The 17,069-nt window shown below is 71.4% G+C and carries 15 protein-coding genes, 4 pseudogenes and 1 riboswitch; of the genes and pseudogenes, 5 read left to right on the top strand and 14 right to left on the bottom strand.

From position 1 onward, the window contains the following. Positions 1-202 precede the first annotated feature (202 nt). Positions 203-308: riboswitch (TPP riboswitch) on the top strand. A gap of 72 nt (positions 309-380) precedes the next feature. The 3 genes from CLT74_RS28335 (at position 381) to CLT74_RS28325 (ending at position 3,302) form a co-directional block, all read left to right on the top strand. Then, the gene (locus CLT74_RS28335; RefSeq protein WP_099853221.1) at positions 381-971 is read left to right on the top strand and encodes an ECF transporter S component; all 591 of its coding nucleotides are present in this window, start codon (positions 381-383) and stop codon (positions 969-971) included. 97 nt (positions 972-1,068) lie between these two features. Further along, positions 1,069-2,505: an ABC transporter ATP-binding protein gene (locus CLT74_RS28330; protein WP_099853215.1), complete on the top strand. Its 1,437-nt coding sequence runs from the start codon at positions 1,069-1,071 to the stop codon at positions 2,503-2,505. Next, the gene (locus CLT74_RS28325; RefSeq protein ID WP_099850478.1) at positions 2,502-3,302 is read left to right on the top strand and encodes a CbiQ family ECF transporter T component; all 801 of its coding nucleotides are present in this window, start codon (positions 2,502-2,504) and stop codon (positions 3,300-3,302) included. Before CLT74_RS28330 ends, CLT74_RS28325 begins: the two co-directional genes overlap by 4 nt. Before the next feature lie 123 nt (positions 3,303-3,425). Here the strand turns inward: CLT74_RS28325 and CLT74_RS28320 are convergent, their stop codons facing one another. Then, complete coding sequence (locus CLT74_RS28320) at positions 3,426-3,653, bottom strand: hypothetical protein (protein WP_099850476.1); 228 nt, start codon at positions 3,651-3,653, stop codon at positions 3,426-3,428. Positions 3,654-4,059: 406 nt separating this feature from the next. Between CLT74_RS28320 and gndA the strand changes: the two are divergent. Continuing rightward, positions 4,060-5,504 (top strand): annotated as a pseudogene (gene gndA, locus CLT74_RS28315) (NADP-dependent phosphogluconate dehydrogenase). A 123-nt stretch (positions 5,505-5,627) separates the two neighbouring features. Here gndA and CLT74_RS28310 read toward each other — a convergent pair. From CLT74_RS28310 to recO, 3 genes are all read right to left on the bottom strand, one after another. Next, positions 5,628-5,813, bottom strand: coding sequence for a hypothetical protein (locus CLT74_RS28310; RefSeq protein WP_093407489.1), 186 nt, complete (start codon positions 5,811-5,813; stop codon positions 5,628-5,630). Positions 5,814-5,902: 89 nt separating this feature from the next. Then, positions 5,903-6,679, bottom strand: coding sequence for an isoprenyl transferase (locus CLT74_RS28305; RefSeq protein ID WP_199172439.1), 777 nt, complete (start codon positions 6,677-6,679; stop codon positions 5,903-5,905). 32 nt (positions 6,680-6,711) lie between these two features. Next, entirely contained in the window at positions 6,712-7,626 is a 915-nt protein-coding gene (gene recO / locus CLT74_RS28300; RefSeq protein WP_486582635.1) for a DNA repair protein RecO, read from the bottom strand. Positions 7,627-7,751: 125 nt separating this feature from the next. Between recO and CLT74_RS28295 the strand changes: the two genes are divergently transcribed. After that, entirely contained in the window at positions 7,752-8,615 is an 864-nt protein-coding gene (locus CLT74_RS28295) for a DUF4097 family beta strand repeat-containing protein (RefSeq protein WP_486582633.1), read from the top strand. Here CLT74_RS28295 and CLT74_RS28290 read toward each other — a convergent pair. The 10 genes and pseudogenes from CLT74_RS28290 to CLT74_RS28255 all read right to left on the bottom strand — a co-directional run bounded on the left by CLT74_RS28290 (position 8,602) and on the right by CLT74_RS28255 (position 17,058). Then, positions 8,602-9,696, bottom strand: coding sequence for an acyltransferase family protein (locus CLT74_RS28290; RefSeq protein ID WP_099850470.1), 1,095 nt, complete (start codon positions 9,694-9,696; stop codon positions 8,602-8,604). The two genes, CLT74_RS28295 and CLT74_RS28290, sit on opposite strands and share 14 nt — an antisense overlap. A gap of 176 nt (positions 9,697-9,872) precedes the next feature. Further along, on the bottom strand, positions 9,873-10,769 hold the full coding sequence (gene era, locus CLT74_RS28285; RefSeq protein ID WP_099850469.1) for a GTPase Era: 897 nt from the start codon (positions 10,767-10,769) through the stop codon (positions 9,873-9,875). Continuing rightward, positions 10,766-11,143 carry a cytidine deaminase gene (locus tag CLT74_RS28280; protein ID WP_099850467.1) on the bottom strand — a complete coding sequence of 126 codons (378 nt, stop codon included), beginning with the start codon at positions 11,141-11,143 and terminating at the stop codon, positions 10,766-10,768. The genes era and CLT74_RS28280 overlap by 4 nt, the downstream gene beginning before the upstream one ends. Further along, positions 11,136-12,518, bottom strand: a complete 1,383-nt coding sequence (locus CLT74_RS28275; protein WP_099850465.1) for a hemolysin family protein — start codon at positions 12,516-12,518, stop codon at positions 11,136-11,138. Before CLT74_RS28275 ends, CLT74_RS28280 begins: the two co-directional genes overlap by 8 nt. Then, positions 12,518-12,991, bottom strand: coding sequence for an rRNA maturation RNase YbeY (gene ybeY / locus CLT74_RS28270; RefSeq protein WP_099850463.1), 474 nt, complete (start codon positions 12,989-12,991; stop codon positions 12,518-12,520). The genes CLT74_RS28275 and ybeY overlap by 1 nt, the downstream gene beginning before the upstream one ends. A gap of 15 nt (positions 12,992-13,006) precedes the next feature. Continuing rightward, positions 13,007-13,363, bottom strand: a pseudogene (locus CLT74_RS31605) (PhoH family protein); the annotation flags it as partial. Between the two features lie 264 nt (positions 13,364-13,627). Then, a pseudogene (locus tag CLT74_RS31600) lies at positions 13,628-14,176 on the bottom strand (LAGLIDADG family homing endonuclease); the annotation flags it as partial. A gap of 207 nt (positions 14,177-14,383) precedes the next feature. Beyond that, positions 14,384-15,130, bottom strand: a pseudogene (locus CLT74_RS31595) (PhoH family protein); the annotation flags it as partial. 183 nt (positions 15,131-15,313) lie between these two features. Beyond that, a complete protein-coding gene (locus CLT74_RS28260; protein WP_099850458.1) occupies positions 15,314-16,702 on the bottom strand; it encodes a serine hydrolase domain-containing protein in 1,389 nt (462 codons plus the stop codon). After that, complete coding sequence (locus CLT74_RS28255) at positions 16,699-17,058, bottom strand: histidine triad nucleotide-binding protein (RefSeq protein WP_099850456.1); 360 nt, start codon at positions 17,056-17,058, stop codon at positions 16,699-16,701. The genes CLT74_RS28260 and CLT74_RS28255 overlap by 4 nt, the downstream gene beginning before the upstream one ends. Positions 17,059-17,069: the final 11 nt, after the last annotated feature.

Here is a 17,069-nt window from a genome sequence, read left to right as displayed (position 1 = left end):
ACCGTCCGGCGTGGATGACGTCGATGGATGTCACAGTTTTGGCCGGACCGCCGCTCCCCGACCCGGCCGGCTCGTAAATCCCCGCGCCAGCAGGTCACGCCTCCCGGACCACCGGATCACGGGAGGCAGCCACCCGTCGTGACCAGGGAAGATCACATTGCCGGTGGATCTTCGGTGGTGTTAGCGTCGGCGGGACAGACAACACCTCCGACAGGGGAGCGCACAGCGCTGAGAGTGCGGGTCCGCCCGCAGACCCTCCGTACCTGATCTGGGTAATGCCAGCGCAGGGAGTTCGGTCCACCTCCAGCCCGCCACGGTTCGGCGCCGCCGAACGGGGCGTGCGTCTTGCCTGGTTCGCATCTGGACTGGGAGCAATCATCGTGAAGAGCACCGACAGCAACCGCTGGCGCACCATCGACATCGTGGTGGCCTCGGTCATCGCCGTCGCCTTCGGCGTCATCTTCTGGGCCTGGGGCCTGGTGTGGAGCGCCACCGAGGGCGCCTTCAGCTTCTTCCCGCCGGCACAGACCCTCATCTACGGCGTCTGGCTGGTGCCGGCCGTCCTCGGCGGCCTGGTCATCCGCAAGCCGGGCGCCTCGCTGTACTGCGAACTGCTGGCGGCGATCATCTCGGCCCTGCTGGGCAGTCAGTGGGGCACCATCGTCCTGTTGCAGGGCCTGATGCAGGGGCTCGGCGCCGAGCTGGCCTTCGCCGCCTTCCGGTACCGCTCGTACCGGCTGCCGGCCGCCCTGCTGGCCGGCGCGCTCACCGGTCTGAGCGCGGCCGTCTTCGACTTCGTCTACTGGAACGCCGAACGCGACATCGCCACCTACCGCGTGCCCTACGCCCTGATCACCATCGTCAGCGCCACCGCAATCGCCGGTGCCGGCGCGTACGCCCTCACCCGCGCCCTGACCCGCACCGGCGTCCTCGACCGCTTCCCCGCCGCCCGCGACCGCCCCCTGGTCTGACCTCCCGGAACTCATCGCGTCGATCATGAGGTTGGCGGCATTCCGATCCACAGCAACCGTCAACCTCATGATCAACGAGCGAAAGGAGGGTGGGATGGTGAGCGGGGTGCGGGTGCGGGGGTTCGGGTGGCGGCACGCGGGACGGCGTGACTGGGCGGTACGCGGGGTTGATCTGCGGGTGGAGCGCGGTGAGCGGGTGCTGCTGCTCGGGGCGTCGGGGGCCGGTAAGAGCACGTTGCTGGCGGCGTTGGCCGGGCTGCTTCCCGAGGACTCCGGGGAGCACGCGGGCAGCATCGAGATCGACGGCCGGCCGGCGGACGAGGCACGCGACCGGGTAGGCATCGTCTTCCAGGACCCGCAGTCGCAGCTCGTCATGGCCCGCAGCGGCGACGACGTGGCGTTCGGGCTGGAAAACCGGGGTGTGGCGGCCGAACAGATCTGGCCTCGGGTGGACGAGGCGTTGCACCGGGTGGGTTTCCCGTACCACCGAAACCGGCCCACCGCGGCGCTGTCCGGCGGCGAACAGCAGCGCCTCGCCCTGGCCGGCGTGCTGGCGCTGCGTCCCGGTCTGCTGCTGCTCGACGAACCCACGGCCAACCTCGACCCCGCGGGTGCCGCCATGATCCGCTCGGCACTCGCCCGGGCGATGGACGCCGACACCACACTGATCCTGGTCGAACACCGGGTGGCCGAGGCGCTGCCGCTCGTCGACCGGGTGGTGGTGCTCGAACCCGGCGGCGGGATCCGCGCCGACGGTCCGCCGGAGGCGGTCTTCGCCGCACACGGGGACGCCCTCGCCGCCGAGGGGGTCTGGGTGCCCGGTCGGGAGATCCCGCCACGTCGGGCCACCGGCCCACCCGGTGAGGTGCTGCTCACCGCCGAGCGGCTCGGCCAGCCACCCCGACTGGCCGCCACCGACCTGACCGTACGCGCCGGTGAGGCGCTCGCCGTGCGCGGACCGAACGGTGCCGGGAAGTCCACCCTGGCGCTGCTGCTCGGTGGCCTGCTCCGGCCGGGCACCGGGCGGCTGGCGGCGAGCCCGGCACTGGCCGGAGCCGACGCGCGTACCGCGCCGCACCGTTGGCGGGCACCGGCGCTGACCCGCCGGATCGGCTCGGTGTTCCAGAACCCGGAGCACCAGTTCGTCACCGGCACGGTCTTCGACGAACTGGCCCTGGGGCCGAGGCGGACCGGGGTCGCCGAGTCGGCGGTCCGCGACCGCGTGACGGAACTGTTGAGCCGGCTGCGGCTGGACCGGCTCGCCGCCGCCAACCCGTACACCCTCTCGGGCGGCGAGGCGCGGCGGCTGAGCGTGGCGACCGCCCTGGCCACCGCGCCCCGCCTGCTGATCTGCGACGAACCCACATTCGGTCAGGACCGGCGCACGTGGCGCGAACTGGTGGACCTCCTCGCCGACAGGCGCGACGCGGGTCACGGCCTGGTCACCGTCACCCACGACGTGGAGTTCGTGGCCGCCCTGGCCGACCGCACGCTGGCCCTCGAACCGTTCGACGCCGGACCGGTACGACGATGATCACCCTGGAGCCGATCGCCCGTCCGGACGCACCGCTGGCCCGACGCAATCCGGTGGCCAAGCTGACGGCGGCGATGCTGTTCACGTTTCCGCTGATGGCCACGCTGGACCCGGTCACCCCGGCGATCGCGATCGCCGTGGAACTGGCGGTGCTGCCGCTGTTCGGGGTGCACCCCCGGCTGCTGGCCCGACGGTCCTGGCCACTGCTGGCCGCCGCCGGCGGCATTCTGGTCACGCTTGTACTCTTCGCCGCCGACCGGTCGGGCCGCGTGCTGCTCGACGCGGGACCGATCGTGGTTACCTCGGGTGTGCTGCTCACCGCGATCGGTCTGGTCCTACGGCTGTTCGCGGTGGCGCTGCCCGGCGTGATCGTCTTCGCCACCACCGACCCGACGGACCTGGCCGACGCGCTGGTGCAGAACGCCAGGGCACCCGCCCGGTTCGCCATCGGCGCGCTTGCCGCGTTCCGGTTGGTGCCGCTGCTCGGCCAGGAGTGGCAGATGATCAGCATGGCCCGACGGGCGCGCGGCGTCGAGGCGGGACACAGTCCGGTGGCCCGGCTGCGGCTGTTCGTCTCGACGGCGTTCACGCTGCTGGTCGGGGCGATCCGGCGGGGCACCCGGCTCGCCGTGGCGATGGACGCCCGGGGCTTCGACAGCGCGGTGCCACGCACCTTCGCCCGCCGGCAGCGTTTCGTCGCGGCCGACTGGCTGCTCGTCATCGGCGCGACGGCGATCGCCGGGGCCGCGCTCGCCGTCAGCGTGGCGCTCGGCATCTTCCGTCCGCTGGTCGGCTGACCCCGCCGGTGCCGGGACGGCACCTGCTCAGCGGCGTACGTGGTCGGTGCCTGGCACCGGCGCGACGCGGGAGGGCCGGGGGCCGGGTGCGGATACCGCTGCCGCACCCGACCCCGCGGACCGTCAGCTACGCCGGAAGGCGTAGCGGCGGACCTGGCCGGTCCGCTGGCCCCGGCCCACCCCGGACGCGCCGGTGGCCGGCGGACCCGCCTTCGGGGCGGTCGGCCGTACGGCCGGCAGGGTGGGCACCGGCGTGATGGCGACGTCGTCCAGGTTCGCCGGTGTGACGGCGGCGAGTTCGGCCGATTGACGGTCGGGACGGGACTTCCGGGAACTGCGCTTGGCGGGCATCTGTGCCTCCTCGCTGGGCCGGCGACCGGTGGACGGTCGATCGGCCGCGTCGTGCGGACCGCCATCAGAGCGGTCGGGGACGGACGGGACTGCTGCCCCGGGAACGGCCACGGAAGACGCCACGACCGCCGACGGCGGGTGGACACGCGCGGACGCCCGGGAGCACACGGGTCGCGGCACGAACGGCGGCGGACCCGGCTCGGAAAAGGGGCGTCAGTAGCGCATGCCCGCACGTTACCGGGCCGGGCGGCGCGGGCGCATCCGAATTACCGCCACCGTCGCGGGCCGGCATGGTGGTGCGCTACGCGACCACCTGATGACCAGCGGTGGGGGGACGGCGCGCGCCGACCCGGTGCCGCGATACCGTCGCAGCACTACAGGTAGACGGCGGAAGGTGGCGACGAGGATGGCGGATCGGGCTACGGCGCAGATCGGTGTGACGGGGCTGGCGGTGATGGGCCGCAACCTGGCCCGGAACCTGGCCCGCAACGGGTTCACCGTGGCGTTGCACAACCGCTCGCCGGAGCGGACCCGGTCGCTGGTGGCGGAGCACGGCGACGAGGGCACCTTCGTCCCGACGGAGTCCCTGGCGGACTTCGTCGCCGCGCTGGAGCGCCCCCGCGCGGTGATCATCATGGTCAAGGCGGGCGGTCCCACCGACGCGGTGATCGACGAGTTGGTGCCGCTGCTGGAAGAGGGCGACATCATCATCGACTGCGGCAACGCGCACTTCGCCGACACGCGTCGCCGGGAGGAGGCGCTACGGACCCAGGGCCTGCACTTCGTCGGCACCGGTGTCTCCGGTGGCGAGGAGGGCGCACTGTGGGGGCCGAGCATCATGCCGGGCGGCTCGGCCGAGTCGTACCGCAAGCTCGGGCCGATCTTCGAGAAGATCGCCGCGCAGGTCGAGGGCGAGCCGTGCTGCCAGCACGTCGGGCCGGACGGCGCCGGGCACTTCGTCAAGATGGTCCACAACGGTATCGAGTACGCCGACATGCAGCTCATCGCCGAGGCGTACGACCTGCTTCGGGCCGGGCTGGGCGCGGAGCCGGCGGAGATCGCGCAGATCTTCCGGGAGTGGAACTCCGGTGAGCTGGAGTCGTTCCTGATCGAGATCACCGCCGATGTGCTGGCGCACACCGACGCCGCCACCGGGCGGGCGTTCGTGGACGTGGTGCAGGACCGGGCCGAGCAGAAGGGCACCGGTCGGTGGACCGTCCAGATCGCCCTCGACCTGGGTATCCCGATCACCGGCATCGCCGAGGCCACCTTCGCCCGGTCGCTGTCCGGGCACGTCGGCCAGCGCGAGGCCGCGCTGCGGGCCTTCCCGAGGCCGGCGAGAAGTGGCAGGTCAGCGACCGCGAGGCGTTCATCGAGGACGTCCGCCGAGCGCTGCTGGCCTCGAAAATCGTCGCGTACGCCCAGGGCTTCGACCAGATCCGGGCCGGCAGCGCCGAGTACGACTGGGGCATCGACCTGGGTGGCACGGCGACGATCTGGCGCGGCGGCTGCATCATCCGGGCCCGCTTCCTGGACCGGATCAAGCAGGCGTACGACGAGCAGCCGGAGCTGCCCACCCTGCTGGTGGCACCGTGGTTCGCCGACACCGTGCGCGACGGCGTGCCGAGCTGGCGACGGGTGGTGGCCGACGCGGCCCGGGCGGGGGTACCGGCCCCGGCGTTCGCCTCGTCGCTCGCGTACTTCGACGCGCTGCGTGCCGACCGGCTGCCGGCCGCGCTGATCCAGGGCCTGCGTGACAACTTCGGCGCGCACACCTACCGTCGGGTCGACCGGGACGGCGCGTTCCACACCCTCTGGGCCACCCCGGACCGTGCCGAGGTCGAGGCCTGAGCCACCCGCACACCGCACCGCATACGGCATCTGGCGGTATCCCGTCCCGGGATACCGCCAGATGCCGTTACTGCCTGTGCCAGCGCCGATCAGGGCCTGCACCGGCCCGACTGACAGGTCAGGTCAGAAGAAGCGGCGGCGCTTCGCCTGCTGCGGGCGGATCAGGTCGGCGCCCTTGTTGAGCAGGCGGGTTGCCCGGTTGGGACCACGCCGGGACTCCAGCGTGTGGCTCAGCTTGCGGGCTCCGGCGGCGGCGACCGGCACCGCGATGGCCATCACCGCCCACTGCCCGATGCGCTTGCGGATCATATGGGTTCACCTCCGTCAGTGGCTGCTGCCAGCGGTCATACCCACAGTGGCCGCGGGCTAAGCGCGCCGGTGGCCGGAACCACCGACGCTCAGGTGGCCGGGGCCACCGGGTTGGGCAGCGCACCACCGAACCGGCGGTCGCGCTTGGCGTACAGCTCGCAGGCGTACCACAGGTGACGGCGGTCGAAGTCGGGCCAGAGCGTGTCCAGGAAGATCAGCTCGGCGTAGGCGCTCTGCCAGAGCAGGAAGTTCGAGGTCCGCTGCTCGCCGGAGGGCCGCAGGAACAGATCCACCTCGGGCACCTCGGGGTGGTAGAGGTACCGCCCGACCGTCTTCTCGGTGACCTTGGCCGGATCGAGCCGGCCGGCGGCCACCTCCCGGGCGATCGCGGCGGCGGCGTCGGCGATCTCCGCCTGCCCGCCGTAGTTCACACAGAACTGCAGGGTCAACGTCGAGTTGCCGCGGGACATCTCCTCGGCGGTCTGCAGCTCGCTGATGACGCTCTTCCACAGCCGCCCGGCCCGGCCGGACCACACCACCCGCACCCCCAGGTCGACGAGCTGGTCCCGGCGGCGGCGGATGACGTCCCGGTTGAAGCCCATCAGGAACCGCACCTCGTCCGGCGAGCGCCGCCAGTTCTCCGTCGAGAAGGCGTACGCCGACAGGTACGGGATGCCCAGCTCGATGGCGCCCTCGACGGTGTCGAAGAGGGAGAACTCCCCCGCCTCGTGACCCTTGGTGCGGGGCAGGCCACGCTCCTTCGCCCACCGGCCGTTGCCGTCCATCACCACCGCGACGTGGCGGGGTACCGCCCCCGGTGGCAGCGCCGGCGGTCGGGCTCCCGACGGGTGCGGTGTCGGCGGCACCGGCTCGCGCCGCCCGGCCCTGGACGATCGGATCACTCGGTTGTCTCCCTGCTCACGTCCTGTGTCGCCCGGTCGGGCGGCAGCGCTGCGCCGGTCGGGGCCACGGTGCCGGCGTCGTCGCCGGTCGGTCGCCTCGCGCCGGCATCGCCGGCCGGCCGTCTCGCGCCGGGTGCCGACGGCACGCCACCCCGGTCGACCAGCGGCAGCGAGCGTAGCGCGCGTTCCAGGTGCCACTGCAGGTGCGCCGCGACCAGGCCGCTGCATTCCCGGCGTACCCCGGTCTCGGTGGCGTCGGCGACCCGCCAGTCGCCGACGGTAAGCGCCGACATCAGGTCGATGGTGGCCGGGGCGGGGTGGGCGGCCCCCGGTGGCCGGCAGTCCGGGCAGACCGCGCCCCCGGCGGGCACCGAGAAGGCCCGGTGCCGGCCGGGGGTGCCGCAGACCGCGCAGGCGGTCAACGCCGGTGCCCAGCCCGCCAGCGCCATCCCCCGCAGCAGGTACGCGTCGAGCACAAGCGTGGTGGCGTGATCGCCCTCGGCGAGGGCACGCAGCGCGCCCAGGGTGAGCTGGAACAGCCGCAACGACGGCTCCCGCTCGACCGGGGTGAGACGCTCGGCGGTCTCGGCGATCGCGCTGGCGGCGGTGTAGCGGGGGTAGTCGCCGAGGAACCGTTTGCCGTATAGGTCGATCCCCTCGACCTGGCTGACGCTGTGCAGCGAGCTGCCGTACTCCCCCTTGGGGTCGCCGGCCAGTTGCAGGTCGACGTGCCCGAAGGGCTCCAGCCGGGCGCCGAACTTCGAGGTGGTCCGGCGTACCCCTCGGGCCACCGCGCGGAGCCGGCCGTGCCGGCGGGTCAGCAGGGTGATGATCCGGTCGGACTCGCCGAGTTTCTGCACACGCAGCACCACCGCGTCGTCGCGGTAGAGCTGTCGGCGGTACCCGGCCATCGCGCCATTCTCCCCTCCGGCCGGAAATCAGGTCCGACCCCGGGTCGGAATTCAGGGTCCGCTCGGGGTCGCCGTGCCGGCGAACCCGGATGCGCGCCGGGTGGGGCCGGTCGTAGCGTCTCGGCATGGCTTCGCACCGGACCAGCGCCCTCCCCCGGCCCACCGCCGCAGATCGGCCCACCACCACGCGCCGAACCACCGCGCCACGAGGCAGCGGCGCGCGCCGGACCGGCATGGCGGTCGCCGCCACGGCCGCCCTCATCGTCCTGGTCGGGTGTGACAACCTGTCGTACCGGCAGCTGGACTTCGACACCACCGAGTCCGCCCGGATCACCGCGATCCAGGTGCTGCCCGGTTCCGGCGACGTGGTGGTCCGGGCCGACGGCGAAGCGGACGGGGTACGCGTCAAGCGCATGGTCCGCTACCAGGGCGGCCAGCCGGAGGCGACGTACGAGATCAAGGGCACGGAACTGGTGCTGGACACCTCCTGCGGCAGCCGGTGCACCGTCTCCTACGAGGTGACGGTCGGCGAGGGGGTGGGCGTGCGGGGCGAGACCGGCTCCGGGGACGTCGATCTCAGCCGCGTCGGCAAGGTGGACCTCAAGGTCGGCTCCGGCAACGTGCGGGTCGCCGGGTCGACCGACACGGTGCGGGTGGAGACCGGCTCGGGCGACATCGACGTGCAGGACGTGACCGGACCGGTCGTGCTGCGCGCCTCCTCCGGGAACGTGACGGGAAGCCGACTCGGCGGCGAGGTGGACGCGGAGACCAAGTCCGGCGACGTCACCCTCGAACTGGACAAGCCCGTCTCCGCGCGGGCGCACGCGTCGAGCGGCAACGTCGCGCTGACCGTGCCGGACGGTGCGTACCAGGTCCGGCCGAGGGCCGACTCCGGCGAGATCGACCTGGGTGTGCCGGATGACCCCTCCGCCACGTCCGTGCTCGACCTGCGTACCGGCAGCGGCGACATCACAGTCACCTCGCGATGACTTCCCCGTCCCGGCCACGCTGTTCCGGAACCGGCTCCGCCCGACGCTCCACCGCTTCGGGGATGGGCCGCGACGCCGGCTGACGGCCACCCGGAATCAGCTCGGGTGGACGCCGCGCCGCGACATCCTCGACCCAACCCACGATCGCGGTCACCAGCCCCACCAGCAGGAAGACCAGGACCACCCGAATCGCCAGGCCGAGCAGATCCTGATGTGACCAGCCGACCACGTCGACGAGCGGGGTGAGGGCGACCACGAACGCCATGTGCCACAGGTAGACAGTCAGCGCCCGCCGGTTCAGCACGGTGACCGCCCGACCGAACAACGCCTTGCGATCCACCCAGGCTGCGGTCGCCGGGGCCCGGCCCAGTGCCACCAGGATGAACGCGGCCGACCAGAGCGCGTTGCCGAGCGGAATGTCGTTGAGGTCGTAGCCACGCGGACCCTGGTGGGTCAGGACCCAGGCACCGCCCAACGCGGCGAGCGCCAGCGCGGTCGGTAGCAGAATCCAGGCGCTCAGCCGGCGCAGCAGCCCGCTCTGATGGGCGAAACCCAGCAGCCATGCGCCGAAGTAGAGGCCGAACTCGCGCAGCACGACCGGCGGATCCTGATAGATGCCCACCTCGATGACCAGCAACAGGCAGTACGGGGCGAGCAGAGTGGGCAGTGGGAAGCGGCGGAACAGCCACAGCGCGACCGGCGAGGCGAGCACGAACCAGAGGTAGTCACGCAGATACCAGATCGGGCTCAGCGCCAGCGCACCCCAGTAGTTCGCCGGCGGATCGGCCACCGGGAAGAACCAGAGCAGCACCGCCGGGGTGAACGGCAGCCCGGTGAGCAGCATCGCCGGCACGAAGATCGCCGCGACCACCCACAGCGACGGCAGCAACCGCCGTAGTCGCCGGCCGACAGCGGTCGGCCCGGACCGCAGCAGCGACGCGGCCATCAGCGATCCGGCGAGCGCAAACATCACCGACATCGCCGGGAACAGCAGTGTCAGCGAGGCCCAACCGGTGACGTGGTAGACGACGACCCGCACGATGGCCAGGGCGCGCAGCAGGTCCAGGTATCTGTTTCGCATCAGCCTGCATCTGTGTCGGGGGCGCGTAGGCTCTTGTTTACCCTCCTACCCTCCGTTGCCCGCCGACGAAACAGTCAGACACCCACCGCGATAGTGAAACTTCCCATCTGCCTGACCGGTCCCGATCAGTCGATCCGGTGCCACTCGTCCGGTTCGACCCGGCCTGCCCGAACGACTCAGAACCCGAGCTTGCGCAACTGCTTCGGATCGCGTTGCCAGTCCTTGGCAACCCGTACGTGCAGATCGAGATAGACCTTCGTGCCCAGCAGTTCCTCGATCTGCCGCCGCGCGGCGGTGCCGACTGCCTTGAGTCGAGCGCCCCGATGCCCGATGACGATCGCCTTCTGACTGGGCCGCTCCACGTACACGTCGGCGTAGATCTTCGTCAGCCGACCCTCCGGAATCATCTCCTCCACCACCACGGCGATGGAGTGCGGCAACTCGTCCCGGACGCCCTCCAGGGCAGCCTCCCGGATCAGCTCCGCCACCAGCACCTGCTCCGGATCGTCGGTGAGCATGTCGTCCGGGTACAACTGCGGCGACTCGGGAAGATAGCGCGTCATCACCTCGACAAGGGTGTCCACCTGGTGCCCGGAGACCGCGCTGACCGGCACGACCTCCGCGAAGTCTCCCAGCTCGCTGACGGCGAGCAGCTGCTCGGCCAACCGCTTCCGATCAACCAGGTCGGTCTTGGTGACCACCGCCAGCACCGTCGCCTTCAGCTCGGCCAGCTCCCCGGTGATGAACCGGTCGCCACGGCCGATCGGTTCGTCGGCCGGGATGCACAGGCCGATCACGTCGACCTCGCTCCAGGTCTGCCGGACCAGGTCGTTGAGCCGCTCACCCAGCAGGGTGCGGGGCCGGTGCAGGCCCGGGGTGTCGACAAGCACGAGCTGCGACTCCGGCCGGTGCAGCACCGCTCGGATGATGTGCCGGGTGGTCTGCGGCTTGTTCGACGTGATGGCGATCTTCTGCCCGACGATGGCGTTCGTCAACGTGGACTTGCCAGCGTTGGGACGCCCGACGAAACACGCGAAACCCGCCCGGTAGGCGCGCCCGCTGCGTTCGGTCATTCGGTCACCGTGCCGAGCACCGTGCCGTCCGGCCCGGCCACGTGCACCGGCGCGTCGGCGGCCAGATCACGCACGGCCGCGTAGCCGGCACCATCCAACGTGGACGCCTCGGTCACCACCACCGCGGCCTCCAGCCGGGTGGCACCCGCGGCTGCCGCCGAAGCCACAGCCAGTTGCAGCGCGGTGATGGTCAGCGACGGCAGCGACACGCTGGCCGCCGCATAGGTCCGGCCGTCCTGGTCCCGGACCGCGGCACCCTCCACGGCACCCACCCGGCCCCGGGCACCACGGGCGAGGATGACCAGCTTGCCATCCTCGGCGCTCAGTTCGGTGCCGGTGGGCCGGGCGGCCGGTACGGCCTGTGACTCAGGCATCGGCGGGCTGCCTCTCTTCGGATCGGTCGGTGTCGGAACGGGACGCGGTCGGCTGGCCGCCCCGGTCGTCAGTCGTGTCTGTCGGCTCCACCCGGCGCACCAGCACCGTGTCGATCCGGTTGCGGCGACCGGTGGTGCCCTCGGCGACAAGTCGCAGACCTGCCACCTCGACCTGCGCGCCCGGGATCGGCACCCGCCCCAGGGACTGCGCGAGCAGACCACCCACGGTCTCCACCTCGTCGTGCGGCAACTCGGTGTCGAACAGCTCGCCGAGATCCTCGACCGGCAACCGGGCGGTGACCCGCACCGCACCGTCGGGCAGGTGCTCGACGGGTGGACGCTCGACGTCGTACTCATCGGTGATCTCCCCGACGATCTCCTCGAGGATGTCCTCGATGGTGACCAGACCGCCGGTGCCGCCGTACTCGTCCACCACGATGACCAGGTGGTTGCGGGCGGCCTGCATCTCCGACAACAGATCGTCGACGGGCTTGGACTCGGGCACGAAGGTCGCCGGGCGCATCAGCTCGGCCACCGGCAGCTGATGATCCTCAGCGGCCCCACCCTGGGTACGCCGGATCAGATCCTTGAGGTAGAGGACGCCGAGCACGTCGTCGACGCTCTCGCCGATCACCGGGATCCGGGAGAACCCGGAGCGCAGGAACAGCGCGAGTGCCTGGGAGAGGTTCTTGCCCGACTCGATCCACACCATCTCGGTACGCGGCACCATCACCTCGCGGGCGATCGTGTCACCGAGGGCGAAGACCGAGTGGATCATCTGCCGTTCGCCGTGCTCCACCACACCCCGCTGCTCGGCGAGGTCGACCAGCTCACGCAGCTCGACCTGGGTCGCGAACGGCCCCTCCCGGAACCCACGGCCCGGGGTGACCGCGTTACCGATCAGGATCAGCAGGGATGCCAGCGGGTTGAGCACCCGACCCAGCCAGCGCACCAGCGGCGCGGCCGAACGGCCCACCGCGTACGCGTGCTGCCGGCCCAGGGTGCGCGGGCCGACGCCGACCACGACGAAGCTGACCACAGTCATCGCCCCGGCGGTGACGAGCGCCGCACGCCAACCCGCGCCGAAGGTGTCCACCGCCACCAGCGCCACAAGCGTGGTGGCGGTCAGCTCGGCGAGCAGCCGGAGCAGCAGCAGGAGATTGAGGTGCCGGACCACGTCACCGGCGACCGTCTGGAGGGTACGGGCTCCCCGGATCCCCTCCCGGGCCAGCTCGGCCGCCCGGGCCGGGGAGACCGCGGCCAGGGCCGCCTCGGTCATCGCGATCAGCCCGGCGAGCACCACCAGCCCGGCAGCGAAGACGAGCAGTTGCAGGTCGGGTAGGCCGGTGGCGGCCGCGGCCAACGAAGTGTCCATCACCGGGAGCGGGCCGACCGCCAGCTCGCCAGCAGCCGGGCCTGGAGCCCGAACATCTCCCGTTCCTCCTCCGGCTCCGCGTGGTCGTAGCCGAGCAGGTGCAGCACACCGTGCACGGTGAGCAGGTGCAACTCGTCAGCAGTGCTGTGCCCGGCGGTCGCGGCCTGCTTCGCCGCCACCTCCGGGCAGAGCACGATGTCGCCGAGCAGCGCCGGCTCACCACCGGCGGCGGCGCTCTCACCCGGCCCGTGGTCGACGCTGCCCTCGTCCATGGGGAAGGCGAGCACGTCGGTCGGGCCGTCGCCGCCCATCCACCGATGGTTCAGCTCGGTCATGTAGTCGACGTCGACAAGCAGCACGGAAAGCTCGGCGAGCGGGTTGACCCCCATCTCGTCGAGCGCGTGCCGGGCCACGGCGAGCACGGCGTCGGTGTCGACCTCGGCACCGGACTCGTTGGCGATCTCGATGGACAACTGTCTTCCCTCGGTCTAGCGGCGCCGGCCGCCGCGGTTGCCCTGGACGCTGCGCCCGGACACCGCGTGCACACCCTGCGCCTGCTGATTCTCGGCGTCCCACCGCGCGTACGCGTCGACGATCTCCCCGACCAACTTGTGACGCACCACGTCGGCGCTGGACAGCTGCGCGAAGTGCACGTCCTCGACACCTTCCAGAATGTCCCGGACGACACGCAACCCGCTTGTCGTCCCGCCGGGCAGGTCGACCTGGGTGACGTCGCCGGTGACCACGATCTTGGAGCCGAAGCCGAGCCGGGTGAGGAACATCTTCATCTGCTCGGGCGTGGTGTTCTGCGCCTCGTCGAGAATGATGAACGCGTCGTTGAGCGTGTTGTGCGTGACCAGGAAGTCATCGGTGACATACAGCGAATCCTCCGCTGCCACCTGGATGCACATCGTCTCCTGGACACCAGCGGGGACGATCGAGTCGATGAAACGCATCGGTCGGCCGCCGCCGCACTCCTCGTACCGCTGGCGCTTACGCGCCAACCGGAACGGCGCTACGCCCTCCGGCAAGCGGATCTCCACGACGTAGGCGTCCGACCGGTACGCGACCGGTCGACCGCTGGCCAGGCCAGGCTTGCGCCCCTCGGCCACCCGAACGCGCCACGTCGCCACGCCACCGAGTGACTGGACCAGGTGGACGACGTTGTCGCGGAGTCGGGGAGAGGTCGTCGAGTACTGCACCCGGCAGGTACGTCCCGCCTGGACGACCGGCCCGCCGTCGGTGTCCAGCAGCCCTTGCAGGACGGCCAGGCGGACATCGACGCTGTTCTGGAGATACACGGACGGCACGAACTTGGTGCCCGACTTCGTGCCGGCCAGACCCAGCTCGCGGAGCGCCACCGTCACCGGGTTCGCGACGATCACTCCACCGCGGTGACCCTTGGTGTGCCGGAGCACATAGTCATAGTCGCTCTTGCGGTGCAGCTCGATGTCGACGAGGTTGTCCTCGATCGCGCGAGCGAGTTCAGGGTCCGCCGTGGTGAATCCCGGCGTCGTCCGGCACGAGATCGACCCGTCACCGAGCAGCAGGCCGAGGACGTACGGATCGAGCGGAACGTCCTGCGGCTCCAGCTGGACCGGAGCCACCACAGGCAGTTCGTAACGACGGATGTAACCCCGCCGCTCCTGCCCGATCATCTCCTGGGTCTCCAGCGTGCGTCGCCGACCGCGTCGCTTGTCCTCGGGCGTGGCGACCGTCCAGAGGTGCTCACCGCAGCACAGGGTGGAGGCCCCGTCCTGCGTGGTCACCCGGTAGACCTGTTTGGGCCCTTGCGGGTAGATCCCGATCACCGGGGTCGGCATACCGTCCGAGCCGATCACCAGGTCGCCGACCTGGAGTGAGCCGAACCGCTTGAAGCCTTCCGGCGTCAGGACACGCGCGTCGTACGGCTGTGCCCGGCCCCTCATGTATGCCAGGGGGGCGACCTCGATCGTCCCGGCCGCCATCAGCTTCGGGATGGTCTCCGGGTCGAGCATGTCGTGCAGTGCGTCGTAGAGCGGACGCAGGTAGGGGTCGATCTTCTCGTTGAGCGTGCCGGGCAGGAAGCCCAACCGCTCACCGGCCTCGACCGCCGGCCGGGTCAGGATGATCCGGTTGATCTGCTTGGCCTGCAACGCCTGCACCGCCTTGGCCATGGCGAGGTAGGTCTTACCGGTACCCGCCGGGCCGATGCCGAAGACGATGGTGTGCCCGTCGATCGCGTCGACGTAGCGTTTCTGCCCGAGCGTCTTGGGGCGGATGGTGCGCCCGCGCCGGGAGAGGATGTTGAGGGTGAGCACCTCGGCGGGTCGCTCCGTACCACCCTGTTCGAGCATGCCGACGGTACGCCGGACGGCATCTGTGGTCAGGGTCTCGCCTTTCTCGATGAGTTCGAGCAGCTCGCTGAAGAGCCGCTCGGCGAGGGCGTTGTCGGCGGGAGCGCCGGTGATGGTGATCTCGTTGCCACGCACGTGCACGTCACTGTTCACCGAGCGCTCGACCAGTCGCAGGATCTCGTCACCCGCGCCAAGCAGGTTGACCATGATCTTCGAGTCGGGAACCGTGATCCTGGTCTGCACCCGGGGCGGGCCGGGAGGTGGGGTGCCGGTCATAGGTCGGGCCCGAGGGGCCCTGCGCCACCTGCTCTCGATCTCGGTGCCGGGCCCGTGGCACGGCGTGCGGACGTTGCATCCATCGTATCGGTTCAACGACGCGGACACGCTGCCCATTTCCGCCGCCGTGGCACCCCGGCAGCAGTGGACAGAACAGGCATTTCACCCCCGGTGACTGCCGGTTCAGGCGCGGAAGTCGAATCCCTCGAAGGTCTCCTGACGCCGGGTGAACCGGTACGTCGCCCAGTGCATCCGGACCACCACGCCAGCGGAGTCGCGGGTCAGCCGGAGCAGCTCACCGGTTTCCCGCCCGGCGACGGTACGGAACACGTCAGGTCGCTGCGGCACCGGCGCGAAGACCGCCTGCGGCTTTCCCGGTGGGTCAGCGGCGCCACGGGCCCGCAGCGCCCCCTCGTGCCACGAGAAGACGTACTCGAAGCCCTCACCCCACCAGCGGCCGAGCAGCCCGCGCACCTCCGGCGGCGCCGGATCGCCGGGACGCCACGGATCGATGTCGGCCGGATCGTGGTCGACTGCGGCGGCGAGCAGCCGGTGCGGCAGCTCCAGCAGCTCGACGGCGGTGCCGGAGGAGCCCAGCACGGCTGCGCCGAACGCGGCCGGGGTGCCCTCACCGCCCCGTCGGCCGTACACCCCGGCGAGGAAGCCGGGCATCGCCCCGTCGTGCCCGACGTGCACCACCCGCTCCCCCTGCGGTACCAGGATCAGTCCGAGACCGAACCCGCCGGCCCACACCGCCTCGTCGGTGACCGTCACCGGCCAGCGCATCTCGTCGAGAGTGGTCGGGGCGAGCACCCGGCCCGCCGCGTCCATCGCCGGCGGGTCGGCCAGGAAGGCGGCCCAGCGGGCCATGTCGGTAGCGGTGCTCCACAGCTGTGCGGCAGGTCCGACAGCGCCGAAGTCGGTGGGTGGTTCCGGATGCGCCTCGTCGGAGTACGCGTCGACGAGGAACCCGGTCGCGGCGCGCGGGCCCGGGGTGACGGTGGTGGCGGTCAGTCCGAGCGGAGTCAGCACCCGATCGCTGAGCACCTCCGCCCAGGTGCCACCGCGTACCTGCCCGACCAGGCGGCCGAGCAACGCCATGCCGAGATTCGAGTAGTGGTAGCGGCGCCCGGTCGGCAGCACCCGCTCGGCCCGGGCCAGCTCGGCGACGAGCTGTTCGGCGTCCGGCGCGCGCAGCGTGTCCCAGACGTCGCCGTACGGCTCCCGTTGCAGGCCGGCGGTGTGCGACAGCAGCCGGCGTACGGTCAGCTCGCCGTGCGCCGGCAGGTCGAGGTGCCGGCGCAGCGGGTCGTCGAGGTCGAGCAGCCCGTCGTCGCGGCACTGCATGACCAGGACGGCGGTGAAGGTCTTGGTCACCGAGCCGATCCGGAACCGGGTCTGCTCGTCCAGGGCCGTGTCGATGCCGGTGCCGCCGGCGGTGCAGGTCCACAGCGGCCGGTCGGCGCGATGCACCGCAGCCGAGATCGCCGGCACCCGGGCCCGCGCCTGGATCTGGCGCACCATCCGGTCCAGGTGACCGGCGGCGGAGCTGCGGCCGGCGGCGGAGGTCATCCGAGGTTCCGGGCCAGCATCGGGCCCAGTGGCGCGCCACCGAGGACGTGCGCGTGCACGTGGAAGACCTCCTGACCGCCGTACGCGCCGGTGTTGAACATCAGCCGGAACCCGTCGCCGAGCAGGCCCTCGTCCTCGGCCACCGCGGCGGCGGTGGCCAGCACCTCGCCGGCCAGCGCCGGATCTCCCTGACCGAGCGTGGCCACGTCCGCGTAGTGCTCCTTCGGCACGACCAGCACGTGGACCGGCGCCTTCGGGTCGATGTCGCGGAAGGCGAGTGTGGTCGGCGTCTCACGGACCACGGTGGCCGGGATCTCTCCGGCGACGATGCGGCAGAACAGACAGTCGCTTCCCATCCGGGCAGTGT

It is taken from the genome of Verrucosispora sp. CNZ293, from assembly GCF_002754655.1.
The sequence above is the reverse complement of the archived record's forward strand: the minus strand, read 5'-3'. Positions and strand labels throughout refer to the sequence as shown.